This window comes from Pseudoalteromonas sp. P1-26 (genome assembly GCF_001401795.1).
Classification (GTDB): Bacteria; Pseudomonadota; Gammaproteobacteria; order Enterobacterales; family Alteromonadaceae; genus Pseudoalteromonas.
The window spans coordinates 24,233-40,605 of sequence record NZ_LKDX01000019.1 but is presented as its reverse complement, the minus strand read 5'-3'; the positions used below and the strand labels follow the sequence as shown (position 1 = coordinate 40,605).

The following is a 16,373-nucleotide window of genomic DNA, read 5'->3' as shown; positions in this document are numbered from 1 at the left end:
TCAGAGAAAATATGAAAGATTACAGCCGTTATTTTCAAGGTTACCCGCCTCACATCATTGAGCAAGTGTTACAGCTATTTAATGGCGACAGAGCTGCTAACTACCTAAAGGGCAAATACCCTGATGCGCATAGCATTACCAGCGATAAAGCTTTATACAGTTACGCCACTGAGCTGAAAAAGCGCTACCTTAAAAATGCCCTGCCTTTTGGTCGTGCTGCATTCAAAAAACAAGGCGATATGGTCACGAATGCCTTAGGCACCCATACTTTCCGTATGCAAGGTAAAACCCGAAAACACGACCTTGCCATTAATAGCGACCTACTTCGCGCACCTGAGCCACTTCTCAAAGCACTCGTCGTACACGAGCTGGCTCATTTTAAAGAAAAAGACCACAACAAAGCTTTCTATCAACTATGCTGCCACATGGAGCCGCAATATCATCAACTAGAACTAGATTTAAGAATATTCAGTGTGCTGGTAGGTGAAGGGAAAAATCCGTATTAAAACTATCAGCTATCAGCTATCAGCTATCAGCTATCAGCTATCAGCTATCAAAAACATAAAACCTGGGGAATGAATGTTGAGCTCTTGTTGTTCAAAAACTCTAATAACTATCCCCCATCTCGATCAGCTAAAAACTGACGGCTGAAAGCTGATAGCTAAACTTCTGAAACCTCAAACCTTCTTTGCCCTATCAGCTGCCCAGACTCGGTAACCACTTTAACGACCCATTTCCCTGCAGCATTAGCAGGGAAATTCGTTTTATGGCTCCACGCTCGATAGCCCTCTTTACGACCACCAGAAATATCCAAGGCTATGCGGTCAACTTCTTTTCGATTATGCACCCAAACGTGGAAGATTTTTTCATTTAACCCTCGCGGTGCTTTTACCGCACTAAAACTATATAGACCTTTTTCATGTAAGCTCTGCTCAGTGAGTTCTGATATTGGCGAAAGCGGTTTACGAGCTTGTTCATCAAGCTGATACGACATGCTCATATCGGTTAAACGCAGTGCCGCAGGTGGCACAAAACTACGTAATTGCCAAAGCCCGGTACCTAATGCACAAAGCAATAACACCAACAGCGGGAAACGCCACCATTTAGCATTGGGCATCAAATTACCAAGACTTGGAATCGTTAAAATAACAGCCGTGATCAGCGCTATTTCAAAACTTTGGCTGGTCGTTAACTTTAATAAAATTGGCAAGGTAACCGACAGCACGACAAACAAAGAAAAGCTATGAAACACACTAAACCAGACACTGTGTCTTGCGAGCTTTTTGTAATAGAGGGGGTCAACAACAGAAACGAACGCACAAAGTATAATTAAAGCGGTAAACGCGGCCTGCCCATGGTCCCAGGTTGTCACTGCTAAGAAAAATGGTAAGGCAAAAAACAAACTTTCTTGCTGCACAACTTGCAGCGCAAAGCGCATGACGTTAGGCGACACCGCCACACCAAAACGCTCCTCTACTTTATCTCTTAGCCAGTTATCTATTAACAACCACAACCAAGTGACTAATAGCAAAATAGAGATAAGTTGCGAAAACGATTCTTTTCGCTCAACAAAGACATAGCTTGCTACACCACTGCAAAAAGCCAACACCGCCATCAACCCCGGCCGCTTCTGCATCATGAAAACAAATTTAGTTATAAAGTTTTTTAAGTAATTCATGTAATCATCAAATCCATTTAAGGCTTTATGAGTAAAGCATAAATTGGATGAATGTAGGCTTTAAAACGAGCTTTAAGTTCAAAGCTTTAAACTGTAAGTTTTGAGCCAAGACTAGTTACTCAACTACATCGATTATGAAGGTTCGTAAATAACAATTTGACTCAACAACCAGTTAAGTTCATCGTCAATTTGCCATGCCTTACATGAATTCAGATGTTTTAAAATTACCTGCTTATCAGACTGACAACTAACTGCTTTTAATACAAGGTTACCATTTTCCCAAAGTGTTGCCCTTGCTACAAGGCCATTGCCCTTAATTTCAATGTATTGAGCTTTAGTTGGCTCACCCAATTGAGCAGAAAGAACCACCTTGAGATTTTCAATTGTCAAAATTTTAGATTTTGAATTTCTCCAATTTTCTAATTCTTGTAGCACTATTTTCCTTAACCTAAGAATGTAAGCAATTGCTACCAAGCACTATTTTTTATACCAAGGTAGCTTACAAGGCCCTTAACCTAATGAGTCAAAGCAAATTTCCGTGTAACTCTCATGTGAAATACCAAGGTTAAATTTTCCATACTCAGCTTGATTAGATTCGCTATCTTCAAGCCAAAGTTGTTTTGCTTCTAACAAATCAGAAATATTATCAATCTCTCGGACTCCATTAAGTACAACATGTAAAGTCTCCGATTGAGTTTGGAATGTCACAAACACTTGAAACTCACTCCCAGAGCGTTTTAACTTTACTTCATCGACTATAACATCTTGATATATGTAATTAAATTTCAATTCAATTGCCTATTGAGTTATTTCAGTAGATTAATTTATGTATTACACACCAAAACATTAATTTAACGAAAGCTGCAAAACCATATTTCAAACTTAGGGCTTAGTACCCTCAATTGAATTTCAGCGTTGAAATAAACTCAACATAAAACACTAAGTGCTATAGCCTTTTAAAAACAAAAAAGCGCGGTCTGACCCGCGCCTCTATTTTATCTGACGGCTGATAGCTGACAGCTCAAGTCGTTAGGTTACAAACCAAGCTCTGCCATAAAATCATCATCTGCATCGTCTGCTTGTGATGATGCTTTTTGCTTTTCAGCTTTTTGTTTAGCTTCGTTTTCGATGATGTCATCCGGGTCAACGGCTTCTGAAATATCAAAATCATGTAGTTTGATAAACTCAGTTTTATCCATTGCCAGTTCTAGATAGAAGATATTTTGCTTCGCTGTAGTGAAGGTCACACGGCGCGCTTGTGGTCTATCCATGGTGGTATCAACAGAGATTTGCACTTGTTTATTAATCGCCATCATCTTAGGTTGGTTTTGCGTGATAGAAGTATGCAGCTGGTCGCGTACTTTTGACGTAAAGTCACCAACGATTTGGTTCATCAGCTCGCCGAGTACGTTTGCCACATCATCTGATAAATGGCTTTGTGCAATTTCGTCCTCAGGCATACCCATGTTACGCATATAGTCATGGTAAATTTCCATGGCTGCTTGCGCTGTGAAGTTTGTTACCACAAGACCGGTAAAGCCACCATCGAACAATACAAAACAGCCAATATCTGGGCGCATACAGGTGCGGGTGATTTTTTGAACCATAGCAGAATAACTAATACTGTTACCGCTTGCTGAAGACAGAACTCCAGTCACTGAATGACACAGAGTTGATAAGATATCTTCAGTACTGATCACTTTGCTTTTTGTCATTAAACTTCTCTTTTTTGTACTTGTTATTGATAATTCTAGCCAAGCTACTGAATTTATCACTGACTATCCAGTTAAAAATGCTAAAATAGCGGTATTATTTTTTAAAGAGACTGTTCAAGTGACGCAAAAAGACAGTATTTATGCCACTGAGCAAGCGGTTAAAGACTTTAGCTTTGACCAACATGTAGTAGAAGTTTTCCCTGATATGATCCAGCGCTCGGTGCCAGGTTATGCAACTATTGTTAGCACCATGGGTAAGCTGGCTGGTGAGTACGCGCAAAGCAATTCAAACCTATACGACTTAGGCTGTTCTCTTGGTGCTGTAACGTTAAGTATGCGCCGCAATATTCGCACTGATAACTGTAATATCATTGCTGTTGATAATTCAGAAGCGATGGTTGAGCGCTGTAAATTACATTTACAAGGTTTTCGCTCTGACGTGCCGGTCACGGTTACACTGGGTGATATCAACGATTTAGCTATCGAGAATGCCTCTGTGGTCGCGATGAACTTTACACTACAGTTTATTCCACCTGAAAAGCGCCAAGCGGTGCTTGAAAAGATTTACGCAAATTTAAAACCAGGCGGTGTTTTGCTGCTGAGCGAAAAAATTAGAGGTGAAAATGAGCAATGCGATAATTTGCTCATTGATTTACACCATGATTTTAAACGTCACAACGGCTATTCAGAGCTTGAGATCAGCCAAAAGCGTACGGCTATCGAAAATGTCATGCGCCCTGATCATTTATCTACCCACTTAAACCGATTAAGTGAAATTGGTTTTAGCCAAACGCAAGTGTGGTATCAATGTTTTAACTTCTGCTCGATGATTGCAATCAAGTAATCATCACAACGATATAAAGAGTATTTCATGTCTCAATGGTTTAACCAATTTTACGCTGCGATTGCACAAAGCCCGCTTAGCCACTGGCTCGAAACTTTGCCTGGCCAATTAAAACACTGGGAACTAGAAGCCAGCCACGGTGATTTACCGAAATGGCAAAAAGTGCTGAAAAACTTACCTGAGGTAAGCACAAACCATGTGAATCTTCAGGATAAAGTACAAATTGGCACCGGTGATGAGCTATCTGAAGGTCAGCAAAAACAGTTAACGCATTTATTAAAGCGCATTATGCCATGGCGTAAAGGGCCATTTAGCTTACACGGTATCGAAATTGATACTGAGTGGCGCAGTGATTGGAAATGGGATCGTTTACTGCCTCATATAGAACCGTTAAAAGGCCGCACTGTGCTTGATATTGGCTGTGGCTCAGGTTATCACTTGTGGCGCATGCGCGGTGAAGGCGCTAATTTTGTAGTGGGCATTGATCCATCTGATTTATTCTTATGCCAATTCCAAGCGATAAAGCATTATCACCAAGATGAAAACGTGCATTTATTGCCGTTAGGTGTTGAAGCTCTGCCAGAGCTAAAAGCATTCGATACGGTATTTTCAATGGGTGTTTTATATCATCGTCGTTCACCTATCGACTTTTTAGCGCAATTAAAAGCACAGCTTCGCCCTGGTGGTGAGTTAGTCCTTGAAACACTGGTTGTTGAAGGTGATGAGCACACAGTTTTAGTGCCAACTGACCGCTATGCGAAAATGCGTAATGTATGGTTTATCCCAAGCACCGCGGCATTAAAACTATGGATGGAGCGCGTTGGCTTTAAAGATGTACAAGTTAAAGACTGCGCAATCACAACGCTTGAAGAACAACGTAAAACCCAGTGGATGGAAAACGAATCATTAGTCGACTTTTTAGACCCAAATGACACCAGCAAAACCATTGAAGGTTACCCTGCCCCTCTTCGCGCTATTTTAACCGCGAAAGCTTAACAAATAGTGAGAAGTTTCGAGTTTCAAGGTTAAAAGTTCATTTGCCTGATACTTTTGCCTTGGAACTTGAAAACAAAAAACCGGACAACTGTCCTTGTCAAGTCGGTTAAAGTGATTTTTCAACTAGCCGCGCCAGTGCAATTGTTGTAAAATACGCGCGTTTCTAAGCAACCCACATGCAACTTTTTTGAGGAAAACCTGTGAGCGAACAAAAACAGTCTCTTAGCTATAAAGACGCGGGCGTAGATATCGATGCCGGTAATGCACTTGTTGAGCGTATTAAAGGCGTAGTTAAAAAAACCAGACGTCCTGAAGTAATGGGCGGTATCGGTGGTTTTGGCGCACTTTGCGAACTACCAACTGGCTATAAAGAGCCTGTACTGGTTGCTGGCACAGACGGTGTTGGTACAAAACTACGTTTAGCAATCGATCTTAAAAAGCACGACACAGTGGGTATCGACCTTGTTGCTATGTGTGTAAACGACCTTATTGTACAAGGTGCAGAGCCACTATTTTTCCTTGATTACTATGCAACTGGTAAATTAGACGTAGATACTGCGGCTGATGTTGTAACAGGTATTGGTAAAGGCTGTGAGCTTTCTGGCTGCGCTTTAATCGGTGGTGAAACTGCTGAAATGCCAGGTATGTACGACGGCGAAGACTACGACATGGCTGGTTTCTGTACTGGTGTTGTAGAGAAATCAAAAATTATCGACGGTACTAAAGTTGCTGCAGGCGACCAATTAATCGCTCTTGCATCAAGTGGTCCTCACTCAAACGGCTTCTCATTAATTCGTAAAGTTCTTGAAGTATCTGGCGCAGACACAAGTGCAGAGCTTGAAGGCAAAACACTAGGCGATCACCTTTTAGAGCCAACTCGTATCTACGTTAAACAACTACTTGAGCTATTCAAGCAGGTTGACGTTCATGCGTTATCTCACATCACGGGTGGTGGTTTCTGGGAAAACATCCCGCGCGTACTTCCTGAATCTGCAAAAGCAGTAATCAAAGGTGATAGCTGGGAATGGCCTGTTGTTTTCAACTGGTTACAAGAAAACGGCAACATCACAACACACGAAATGTACCGTACATTTAACTGTGGTGTAGGCATGGTTTTAGTTGTTCCAGCTGACAAACTTGAGCAAAGCTTAACAATTCTTAAAGATCTTGGCGAAAATGCATGGCATATCGGTGAGATCCAAGATGCGAAAGCAGGTGAAGAGCAAGTAGAAATTTTAGGTGGTCGTGACTAATGACCCCTTGTCGTCTTGTTGTATTAATTTCTGGTAGCGGTTCAAACCTTCAAGCCATCATCGACGCATGTGCGCGTGGTGAGATAAAGGCCGAAATCGCCGCTGTAATTAGTAATAAAGCCGACGCCTATGGCCTTGAGCGAGCAAAAAATGCAGGTATACAAACACGTGTACTTAGCCATAAAGATTTTGACTCGCGCGAGGCCTATGATGCTGAGTTAATGGACATTATTGACAATTTTGAACCAAATCTAGTTGTATTAGCTGGTTTTATGCGTATTCTTACACCTAGCTTAGTGCAAAAGTTTAAGGGAAAAATGTTGAACATTCACCCTTCTTTGTTGCCTAAGTACCAAGGGCTGAATACCCACCAACGAGCGATAGATGCAAAAGATGACGTTCATGGTGTTAGTGTTCACTTTGTCACAGAAGAGCTAGACGGCGGTCCCGTTGTTCTTCAAGCCAAAGTTCCGGTACTCGAAAACGATACCGCAGAGACACTCGCACAACGTGTTCATCAGCAAGAACATATAATCTATCCATTGGTGGTCAAGTGGTTCAGTGAACAACGACTCAAGATGGAAGCAGATTATGCAGTTTTTGACGAAAAGAAACTTCCTGCACACGGCGCGCACTACCCAGAATAAAAATCTAAGTGCCCTACTCGCTTGTGTGGGCACTTTATTACTTCCTACCAGTGTTTTAGCTGGCGACCTCACTCAATACCAAGCCAAATACGATGTACTTCGTAAAGGCGAAACCCATGGTAAAGCAGTACGCGAGCTGAAAAAAGCCGCTGACGGTAACTACGTGATCACCTATCACAGTGAAATCGAATGGATGATTTTTTCGGACTCACGAAAAGAAACATCCATGTTTACTTATCATGATCAGAAAGTTTCTCCAATGAGTTACACCATGGAGCGCTCAGGCACAGGGCCTGATAAAGAATACAGCTTGAAATTTGATGCGACGCAAAAACAAGTTCAAAGCAGCCAAAGTAAATATCCTCTTAAAATTGATTGGTCAGATGAATTTCAAGATTCACTGTCTTATCAAGTGCAAGTTCGCGAAGAGCTAAAACAAGGCAAAACGCAATTATCTTATCCACTTGTTGATAAAAAAGGCAATTTACGTAACTACAACTTTGAAGTTGTCGGCACAGAAATGATTTCATTGCCCATCGGCAATGTAGAAGCGATTAAAGTAAAACGTTTATACGATAACGACAAGCGTCAAGCACTCGCTTGGTTTGCCCCAGAAATGGACTACATGCTAGTTCGTATGTGGAAAGGTGAAAAAGGCGTAGAGCAATTTGAAGTGCAACTTAATTCATTTACCGTGACCACGCCAGTCGCCGTAACAAATAATGAAGTGAGTAATGAAGCGCCTGAGTAGCGCTTCATCTTTTATTTAAATCTTTTCGCCCATTTTAAACAGTGCAAACTCACCTGGCTCCATTTTCTGCCAGCGTTCATCATTGGTGAGCGGCCTTGTTGCAATCACAGTAACCACGTCGTTCGGTGTGGTTTCTTTTTGAAAATCAACCACCATATCAGCATCAATTAATGTCGCTTTGCCAAACGGCGCACGGCGTGTGATCCAATGTAGATTATTGGTGCAATAAGCTAAAACGAAAACACCATCGGTAAGTAGCATATTAAATACGCCTTTTTCACGCAGTGTGTGAGCAAGCTTGGCAGCATAGCGAAATACAGACGCCATATTTGATGGGCGCTTAGGGTATTTTTCGCGAATTTTATCAAGCAGCCAGCAAAACGCCAGTTCACTGTCGGTATTACCGACAGGCCTGTAATAGTCTGGTTTTAAATCATGATAATTCGATAATTGCCCATTGTGGGCATACGTAATCTCGCGTCCCCATAACTCACGAGTAAATGGGTGGGTGTTTTCAAGACATACACGACCACGATTACCTTGGCGAATATGGCTTATCACCGAAATACTTTTTATTGGGTAAGCTTTTACGAGTTTGGCAATTTCTGACTGGCAGCTTGGCTCAGGATCTTTAAATGTACGACAGCCTTTACCTTCATAAAAAGTGATGCCCCAGCCATCTTTATGTGGGCCAGTATTACCACCGCGCTCTAATAATCCTGAAAAACTGAAACAAATATCCGTTGGTACATTGGCCGACATGCCAAGCAACTCACACATAGAACTCTTAACCTATAAAACTAATCGAAGGAAGGCATGATGGGCTGATCTCTGCCTGCGCTCATTGTTAATCATAGCGCTAAAGATGGCAACTGCTATGCTGAGATTTTCAGAACTATCTGAGCAATTCACAACTAATCGCAAGTATAACGGCGCTGATTATAAGTAATTACTCAACAATTCCTCATCTGCTGTAAATGTTTTTGCACTGATAGCCATTTTTAAAATAATAAAACTCACCAAACAAGCCGTTTTAATCCTTGTTCCCCTCTTGATAATTCGCTTTTCTAGCGCTACTCTAAAAGAGGTGGTCTGACCTCTATTAAGGAATAATCAATGACTCTCATATTTTTACTTGGTTTACTCGTGCTGCTTAGTATCGCGAGTTACCACAGAGCAAGCTGGAATACCTGCTTAGGTATTGCCGTTGCGACTTTACTTGTTGGCACATTTGCTGGCGCGTTTGGCGCAATTAGTTGGCTACTATTCTTACTTATCGCTGTGCCACTTTCTGTGACTGGCGTTCGTCAACAATACATCATTAAACCTATCTTCGCTGCTTTCAAAAAAGTAACCCCGACTATGTCGGATACTGAAAAATCAGCAATCGATGCCGGTACTACGTGGTGGGAAGCGGATCTGTTTTGTGGTCGTCCTGACTGGAACAAATTGCACCAATACCCAGCACCTAAACTGACTATCGAAGAGCAAGCATTTATTGATGGTCCTGTTGAAGAAGTGTGTAGCATGCTAGATGACTGGCACGCAACTCACGAACTAACTGATTTACCGCAAGATGTTTGGCAATATCTAAAAGATAATAAATTCTTTGCCATGATCATCAAAAAAGAATTCGGCGGTTTAGAGTTTTCTGCTTATGCACAATCATGTGTACTGCAAAAGTTAACCAGTAAATCGACGCTACTTTCTTCTATCGTAGGTGTACCTAACTCATTAGGTCCGGGCGAATTACTTCAGCACTATGGTACTAAAGAGCAAAAAGATCATTACTTACCACGTTTAGCAAGTGGTCAAGAGATCCCATGTTTTGCTTTAACATCACCAGAAGCTGGTTCTGACGCAAGTGCAATTCCTGATTACGGTGTTGTTTGTAAAGGTCAATGGAACGGCGAAGAAGTTGTTGGTATTAGCCTAACATGGAACAAGCGTTACATTACTCTTGCTCCTGTTGCGACTGTACTTGGTCTTGCATTTAAACTACAAGATCCAGACGGTTTACTAGGTGATGACAAAGAACCTGGTATTACCTGTGCGCTGATCCCTACAGATACTCCAGGGGTCGAAATTGGCCGTCGTCACTTCCCGCTAAACGTACCATTCCAAAATGGTCCTACTCGCGGTAAAGACATCTTCGTACCACTTGATTACATCATTGGTGGCCCGAAAATGGCAGGTCAAGGCTGGCGTATGCTTGTTGAATGTTTATCTGTTGGTCGTGCAATTACATTGCCGTCTAACTCTACAGGTGGCATTAAAACAATTGCGCTTGCAACAGGCTCTTACAGCCGTATTCGTCGTCAATTCCGTTTACCAATTGGTCAAATGGAAGGTGTTGAAGAATCAATGGCAAAACTTGCAGGTTACGCATATAGCTCTGATGCTGCTGTTAGCATGTCTACAGGGGCTGTTGACCTTGGTGAAAAACCATCGGTTGTCTCTGCGATTATCAAATACCACTTAACTGAGCAAATGCGTGAAGCGACTATTCACGGCATGGATGTTCATGGTGGTAAAGGCATCATGCTTGGTCCAAACAACTACTTAGGTCGCGGTTACCAAGGTGCGCCAATTGCAATTACCGTTGAAGGTGCAAATATCTTAACACGTAACATGATCATTTATGGTCAAGGTGCAATTCGTTGTCATCCATTCGTGTTAACTGAGCTAGGTGCTTGTGCTATTGAAGACCGTGAAGAAGCGCTGGCAGTATTCGATAAAGCATTAATGGGTCACGTTGGCTTTACTATTTCGAACCTTGTACGTACTAAGTGGTTAGCATTAACAAATGCTCGCTTCACAAGTACACCGTACAAAGACGAAACCGCTGAGTTTTATCGTGTTGCGTCACGTTTCAGTGCATCATTAGCATTAATGTCAGATATCAGCATGGCGGTATTTGGTGGTTCATTAAAACGTAAAGAGCGTATCTCTGCACGTTTAGGTGACTTACTAAGCTACTTATACCTTGTATCTGCAACACTTAAACGTTACAACGACGAAGGCCGTAAAAAAGAAGATTTTGCGCTTGTTCAATGGAGCTGCCAAGATCACCTTTACCACTGCCAACGTGCACTCGCTGACTTAATCAATAACATGCCATCTGCACCACTACGTGCAATGCTAAAAATCATGTTATTCCCATTCGGTCGTCCAGTTCGTAAGCCTACTGATAAGCTTGAGCACAAACTTGCACACTTATTACAAGTACCGAGCGAAACTCGTAACCGTTTAGCTAACTACATTTACCTTAAAAACGAGCCACTTAACCTTGTTGGCCGTCAAGAGCAAACACTTAAAGATATTCTTGAAGTTGAGCCTCTGTTTGACAAGGTATGCCGTGAAAAAGGCGTAAAACTGCCTTTCTTCCAGCTTGATAAAGTAGCGCAAATGGGCCTAGAAGCAGGCATTTTAAGCCAAGCTGAAGCCGACAAACTAGCTGCTGTTGAAAAAGCCCGTCTTGACGTAATTAACGTTGACGACTTTGACCCAGCAGACTTAGTTGCAGGTAATGTTGCCCGCGGCGAGAGCGATAAAAAAGCAGACGCCGCTTAAGCTAGCAAAACAATTCCAATTGTTATGAAAAACCAAACCAGCGCAAATTGCGCTGGTTTTTTTTGTTTATAAACCCTCTAGCACATTCCTTGTCCCTATTTATTTACATGATTTGTAACAAATATCGAACGGGTAAAACTTGCGTTTAGATTATGAACACGCAACACTTGATAACGAAAAATTAACAAGGAATAATTACAATGAAACCGAGTTTTCAACTAGCTGCCGTTGCATGCGCGCTTAGCCTTGCGCTTGCAGGATGTTCTCAATCAACCCCATCAACAAGTAGCACCGAAAGCGTGCAACAAAGCCAAACTGTTAAACAGTACGACGCTGAAACCTTTTTTGATACAACCTCAATTATGGGCAGCAGCTTTTCACCGAAAGGCGACAAAATACTCGTTAGCAGTGACGAAAGCGGCATTTATAGCCTTTATGAAGTAGATATAAAAACCGCCCAAAAAACCCGCTTAACAGACTTTGAAGACAGTACTTATGCTGTGGCTTATTTCCCTAAAGATGAGCGCGTACTATTTACTAAAGACTCAGGCGGTAACGAGCGTTATCACATCTACGTTCGCGAAACAGATGGCACAGTTAAAGATCTTACGCCAGGTGAAGAAACCCGTGCAGGATTTGCAGGCTTCACAGAAGACGGTAAACACTTTTTTATAACCAGCAATCAGCGTGATGCTAAGTTTATGGACCTATATCGTGTTGATGCTAACAGCTATGAAGTAACGCCTGTTTATCAAAATACTATGGGGCTAGATGTCGGTGCGATCAGCCCTGACGGCCGCTTTATTGCTTTATCGAAAAACAATTCGAACAAAGACAGCGATGTTTTTATTCTCGATACGCGTAAGAAAACACTGAAACCAGAACTCATTACCCGTCATGACGACGACGCAAAATATGGCCCTGAAACCTTCTCAAGAGACAGTAAATCATTATATTACTCAACCGATGCCAAAGGTGAATTTGCAGAAGTGTGGCGCTATGACTTAACGACCGGCGAGCACAGCCCTGCCCTCAAAGATGAGTGGGATGTGAGCTTCATTTACTTCTCTAAATCTGGCCGTTATCAAGTAAGCGGTGTTAATGCTGACGCAAGCACTAAAGTGTCGATAATTGATACCACCACAGGTAAAGCTATTGCCATGCCATCGCTGCCAGCTGGTAACTTACGTGGTGTGAACTTTTCAGCTGATGAAAAGACCATGGCGTTTTATTTAAATTCAGATACCTCGCCAAGTAACCTATTTGTGTGGCAACTGGGTGAATCAAAAGCTAAACAATTAACCAACACATTAAGTGAAGCAATTGATCAAAATGACTTGGTTGAAAGCACAATTGTGCGCTTTAAAAGCTTTGATGGTTTAGAGATCCCTGGGGTTTTATATAAGCCTAAGCAAGCTAATAGCAACAACAAAGTACCAGCTTTAGTTTGGGTGCACGGCGGTCCTGGCGGCCAAAGTCGCACAGGATATAGTGCAATGCAGCAGCATCTAGTCAATCATGGTTATGCCATTTTTGCAGTTAATAACCGTGGCAGCTCAGGCTATGGTAAAACGTTCTTCCATTTAGATGATAAAAAACATGGCACTGACGATTTACAAGATATTGTTTACGGTAAAAAACACCTACAAAGCCTAGATTGGGTTGATGCAGATAAAATTGGCATCATGGGGGGCAGCTACGGTGGCTTTATGACCGCCGCAGCACTTGCCTTTGAACCTGAAGAGTTCAAAGTAGGCATTAATATATTTGGTGTAACAAACTGGGTTAGAACCTTAAACTCGATTCCACCATGGTGGGAAAGCTTTAAAAAGGCACTGTATGATGAAATGGGCGACCCAGCGACAGACGGTGAACGTCACCGTGCCATTTCGCCACTATTTCATGCTAAAAACATCACCAAGCCATTAATGGTGATCCAAGGTGCTAACGACCCACGCGTTTTACAAGTTGAAAGCGATGAACTTGTTGCCGCTGTAAAGGCAAATGGTGTGCCTGTTGAATATGTATTATTCGATGATGAAGGCCATGGTTTTACTAAAAAAGAAAACCGCATAAAAGCCTCAAATGCATACCTTGAGTTCTTAAATACCTACTTAGATAAATAGCAAAATTTCAAAGATAAAGAGCCGGTATTATGCCGGCTTTTTTATGCAAAACACCTGTATAGAATCAAAATTTAACAGTTTATACAGTACTGTATAAAATACTGTGTGGATTTAATGATAAATTTTTCACCTTTTCCAACCTTCAAAATAAAACCATAAGCAACTGTTTAATAACAATTAAATAATTTTAACTAAAATAAAACTGAATAATTGGTTAAAAAATAGCAAAAAAGGACTTGCGCAAAAACACTGTATAAACTACTGTATACACATACTGTATAAACAACCAGTGAGTGAAAGTTATGTTACAGCCAATTACCATAAGAACAGTTAAAAGCTACCAACAAGATAACGACAAAGCGTCTGTTAATTTAATTCAAATTGAAGACGAAATATCAGCAACCTTTGAGCTATTAAAAGTATTGCATCATTACAATAGCCAAAATGCATGGACACTATTAATTGCTCCTGATCATGTTCCTAGTAAAGCCTTACTAGATTCATGTTCGATTGATACCAGCAAACTACTTGTGATCAGACAAAAACATTTAGTTAATCTTGAGTATGTTCTTAGTTCAGCATTACATAACGGTAATTTTGCTGCTGTGATCACATGGACAGATATTGTAAACAATCATCAACTTGATTCGATGAACTTAAACCTTGAGCAGGCATCTGCTAAGTTTTATTGTTTTACAAAAAGCGCTCAATTAAACAATTTAGTACCGCAGCCACAATAGGCTTGTTAAAATAACAATTTATAGTTTTAGGTAAGTTGTTATGACATCACTCACACACTCCCTTTGTCCTTGTGGCAGCGAATCGACTTACGAGCTTTGCTGCCAGCCTTTTCATACAGGTGCAAGCCAAGCTGATACCCCAGAGCAACTTATGCGTTCTCGTTTTAGTGCTTACGCGCTGAAAAATGCGAAATATGTATTCAGTACCTATGCACAAAGCCAACAAGCCGCTAACCCTGTTCGCGAAATTAAAGATTTTGCTAATAGCTGCCGTTTTACCAAGCTAAGTGTTTTAGATACTGAACATAATGATCAAGAAGGTTTTGTCGAATTTAAAGCTAATTACTTTTACCAAAACTTGTATTGTGAGTTACACGAAAAGTCGCGTTTTATTAAAGAAGATGGCCTATGGCGTTACTTAGATGGTGATATAACGCCAGTTGCAGATATTAAAATTGGCCGTAACGACGAGTGCCCTTGTGGGAGCGGCAAAAAATATAAAAAGTGTCACGCTCTTTAATTGCCATTAACCTGGTAAATCCAGTCTAAGGCTTGGGTAATCGTTGTTGGGAATGCAGTTGCATGGCGTGCCTGAGGGATAACAAATAAATTTGTTGTAACCAGCGCGCCGCTATGTTTATTAATTTTAGCTGCTAATTGCCTTGCGCCCGACACCATTTTTTCACCTTCGCTTTCTTCAAGTTCTCCCACTGCGATGTAAACTTTTGTTGTGTTGGCAGCTGGTTTTACAGCCATAGCTAATATTGAGTTTTCTTTAAACCACACTGAAGGACTGCCGATAATATAATTTGAAAAAAGCGAAGGCTCAGTGAATAAGGTATAAGCCGCAAATAAACCGCCAAGTGAGTTACCGACTAACGTACTTTTTTGGGTTGTTCTGAAGTCGGCCTCAATATAAGGCAATACAGTATGTTTTAGGTAGTTTAGATACTGACTTGCTCCGCCAGTTTTACGCTGCCAATTTTTATCTTCAAATGGCGTATAGTCATAAATACGGCTATCAAGCCCTGATACACCTTTTTGATATCCTACTGCAACGATAATTACCTCTTCTATAGTCCCCGAATTCATCATAAAGCGACTAGCACCAGAGGTAATTGGCAAACTGTAGTTTGCATCTAACAGGTAAACAACTGGGTAGCGCTTCTGGTTTTGCTTTTGGTAGCTGCGTGGCAATTTAATCGTAATGGGGTATTCGTTTTCGGTATGTTTATCTTTAAGTAACACAGTATTAGTATGTGGCAAAGTAAACGGCTCAGCATAGCTTACGGAGCTCACGCCCAAAACACTGATCACAAAAACGAGCAATATATAAGGCATAGTTAATCCTTTAACCACTTCTTAATTGGTAACAGCCACTCATCTTTTGGTTTATAAAATGCGCCATGGGAGAGCCCTGTATTAATGCTTAATTCTTCGAACTTGGTTACGTCACTTCTATCAATTAAAAATTGGCAAGAGCCAACCTGATCTGAGCGCTCAAAGATAGAATACACCTTGCCATAAGCCTTAACTGATGTGTGATTTTTTATAAGGCCTGCGCAACCTGCCAATATAATTAAGTTAATATGTGTACGTTTAAGTTCATTGGCTGCTAGGATCGACAATGCCCCGCCCCGTGAAAAACCAACCAAACTAATGTTCGACTCAGCAACACCGGCACTGATCAATGCTTCAACATCTACAGCGAGCTTTTTCGCAAACGTAAATGGCTCAGTGCCCTCTGGCCTGTGATAGGCAATTAAATGATAGCTCTCATCTGCCAGTGCTTCATTTACTGCAATAAAGTCATAAACACCAAAGGTTTTGTGAACAGGCTTAGGGTTTGTCCCTTCGACGATAAAACCATGTGAATAAAAAACATAGTGACCATGCGGGTCAATCTCTGTTGGAAACTGGCTGTAAATAGTGCCAGCGCAAACAGGCAAAACCCAGCATGCACAGAGTAAAAGTAAGGTACGTATCACAAGCATTCCTTTAAAAATCACGTTACACCTAATAGAAGATAATAACACCTTAAAAAATAATA

At 41.3% G+C, this 16,373-nt stretch carries 17 protein-coding genes; 10 read left to right on the top strand and 7 right to left on the bottom strand.

Translation table 11 applies throughout. The features are described 5' to 3' along the window. Positions 1-11: 11 nt before the first annotated feature. Complete coding sequence (locus AN394_RS10990; protein WP_054561768.1) at positions 12-506, top strand: M48 family metallopeptidase; 495 nt, start codon at positions 12-14, stop codon at positions 504-506. A 155-nt stretch (positions 507-661) separates the two neighbouring features. On the opposite strand, the gene AN394_RS10985 is transcribed toward AN394_RS10990, so the two are convergent. From AN394_RS10985 to AN394_RS10970, 4 genes are all read right to left on the bottom strand, one after another. Continuing rightward, positions 662-1,678, bottom strand: a complete 1,017-nt coding sequence (locus AN394_RS10985; RefSeq protein ID WP_055021526.1) for a DUF5924 family protein — start codon at positions 1,676-1,678, stop codon at positions 662-664. Between the two features lie 132 nt (positions 1,679-1,810). Beyond that, complete coding sequence (locus AN394_RS10980) at positions 1,811-2,113, bottom strand: hypothetical protein (RefSeq protein WP_055021525.1); 303 nt, start codon at positions 2,111-2,113, stop codon at positions 1,811-1,813. Between the two features lie 75 nt (positions 2,114-2,188). Next, positions 2,189-2,467 carry a hypothetical protein gene (locus AN394_RS10975; protein ID WP_055021524.1) on the bottom strand — a complete coding sequence of 93 codons (279 nt, stop codon included), beginning with the start codon at positions 2,465-2,467 and terminating at the stop codon, positions 2,189-2,191. 245 nt (positions 2,468-2,712) lie between these two features. Further along, the gene (locus tag AN394_RS10970) at positions 2,713-3,393 is read right to left on the bottom strand and encodes a DUF3334 family protein (RefSeq protein ID WP_054561772.1); all 681 of its coding nucleotides are present in this window, start codon (positions 3,391-3,393) and stop codon (positions 2,713-2,715) included. 118 nt (positions 3,394-3,511) lie between these two features. Here AN394_RS10970 and cmoA point away from each other — a divergent pair, with 118 nt between their 5' ends. The 5 genes from cmoA (at position 3,512) to AN394_RS10945 (ending at position 7,884) form a co-directional block, all read left to right on the top strand. Further along, entirely contained in the window at positions 3,512-4,237 is a 726-nt protein-coding gene (cmoA, locus tag AN394_RS10965) for a carboxy-S-adenosyl-L-methionine synthase CmoA (protein ID WP_054551943.1), read from the top strand. Positions 4,238-4,264: 27 nt separating this feature from the next. Next, positions 4,265-5,233 (top strand): tRNA 5-methoxyuridine(34)/uridine 5-oxyacetic acid(34) synthase CmoB, encoded by a 969-nt coding sequence (gene cmoB, locus AN394_RS10960; protein ID WP_055021523.1) that lies wholly within the window; start codon positions 4,265-4,267, stop codon positions 5,231-5,233. Between the two features lie 200 nt (positions 5,234-5,433). Next, a complete protein-coding gene (purM, locus tag AN394_RS10955) occupies positions 5,434-6,486 on the top strand; it encodes a phosphoribosylformylglycinamidine cyclo-ligase (RefSeq protein ID WP_054551593.1) in 1,053 nt (350 codons plus the stop codon). Continuing rightward, positions 6,486-7,133 carry a phosphoribosylglycinamide formyltransferase gene (gene purN / locus AN394_RS10950; RefSeq protein WP_054551594.1) on the top strand — a complete coding sequence of 216 codons (648 nt, stop codon included), beginning with the start codon at positions 6,486-6,488 and terminating at the stop codon, positions 7,131-7,133. Before purM ends, purN begins: the two co-directional genes overlap by 1 nt. Further along, positions 7,078-7,884, top strand: coding sequence for a DUF3108 domain-containing protein (locus tag AN394_RS10945; protein ID WP_082401575.1), 807 nt, complete (start codon positions 7,078-7,080; stop codon positions 7,882-7,884). Before purN ends, AN394_RS10945 begins: the two co-directional genes overlap by 56 nt. 15 nt (positions 7,885-7,899) lie before the next feature. On the opposite strand, the gene AN394_RS10940 is transcribed toward AN394_RS10945, so the two are convergent. Next, positions 7,900-8,664, bottom strand: coding sequence for a class II glutamine amidotransferase (locus tag AN394_RS10940; RefSeq protein ID WP_054561775.1), 765 nt, complete (start codon positions 8,662-8,664; stop codon positions 7,900-7,902). Positions 8,665-9,000: 336 nt separating this feature from the next. Between AN394_RS10940 and fadE the strand changes: the two genes are divergently transcribed. The 4 genes from fadE (at position 9,001) to AN394_RS10920 (ending at position 14,843) form a co-directional block, all read left to right on the top strand. Then, positions 9,001-11,457, top strand: coding sequence for an acyl-CoA dehydrogenase FadE (gene fadE, locus AN394_RS10935; RefSeq protein ID WP_054551597.1), 2,457 nt, complete (start codon positions 9,001-9,003; stop codon positions 11,455-11,457). 200 nt (positions 11,458-11,657) lie between these two features. Beyond that, positions 11,658-13,583: a S9 family peptidase gene (locus AN394_RS10930; protein WP_055021522.1), complete on the top strand. Its 1,926-nt coding sequence runs from the start codon at positions 11,658-11,660 to the stop codon at positions 13,581-13,583. 302 nt (positions 13,584-13,885) lie between these two features. Then, complete coding sequence (locus AN394_RS10925; protein WP_055021545.1) at positions 13,886-14,323, top strand: SulA-like leucine-rich domain-containing protein; 438 nt, start codon at positions 13,886-13,888, stop codon at positions 14,321-14,323. 40 nt (positions 14,324-14,363) lie between these two features. Then, positions 14,364-14,843, top strand: a complete 480-nt coding sequence (locus AN394_RS10920) for a YchJ family protein (RefSeq protein ID WP_055021521.1) — start codon at positions 14,364-14,366, stop codon at positions 14,841-14,843. Here AN394_RS10920 and AN394_RS10915 read toward each other — a convergent pair. Together AN394_RS10915 and AN394_RS10910 are read right to left on the bottom strand one after the other, a co-directional pair. Next, positions 14,840-15,664 carry an alpha/beta hydrolase gene (locus AN394_RS10915; RefSeq protein WP_055021520.1) on the bottom strand — a complete coding sequence of 275 codons (825 nt, stop codon included), beginning with the start codon at positions 15,662-15,664 and terminating at the stop codon, positions 14,840-14,842. The two genes, AN394_RS10920 and AN394_RS10915, sit on opposite strands and share 4 nt — an antisense overlap. Before the next feature lie 2 nt (positions 15,665-15,666). Continuing rightward, positions 15,667-16,317 carry an alpha/beta hydrolase gene (locus tag AN394_RS10910; protein WP_055021544.1) on the bottom strand — a complete coding sequence of 217 codons (651 nt, stop codon included), beginning with the start codon at positions 16,315-16,317 and terminating at the stop codon, positions 15,667-15,669. Between the last annotated feature and the right edge of the window lie 56 nt (positions 16,318-16,373).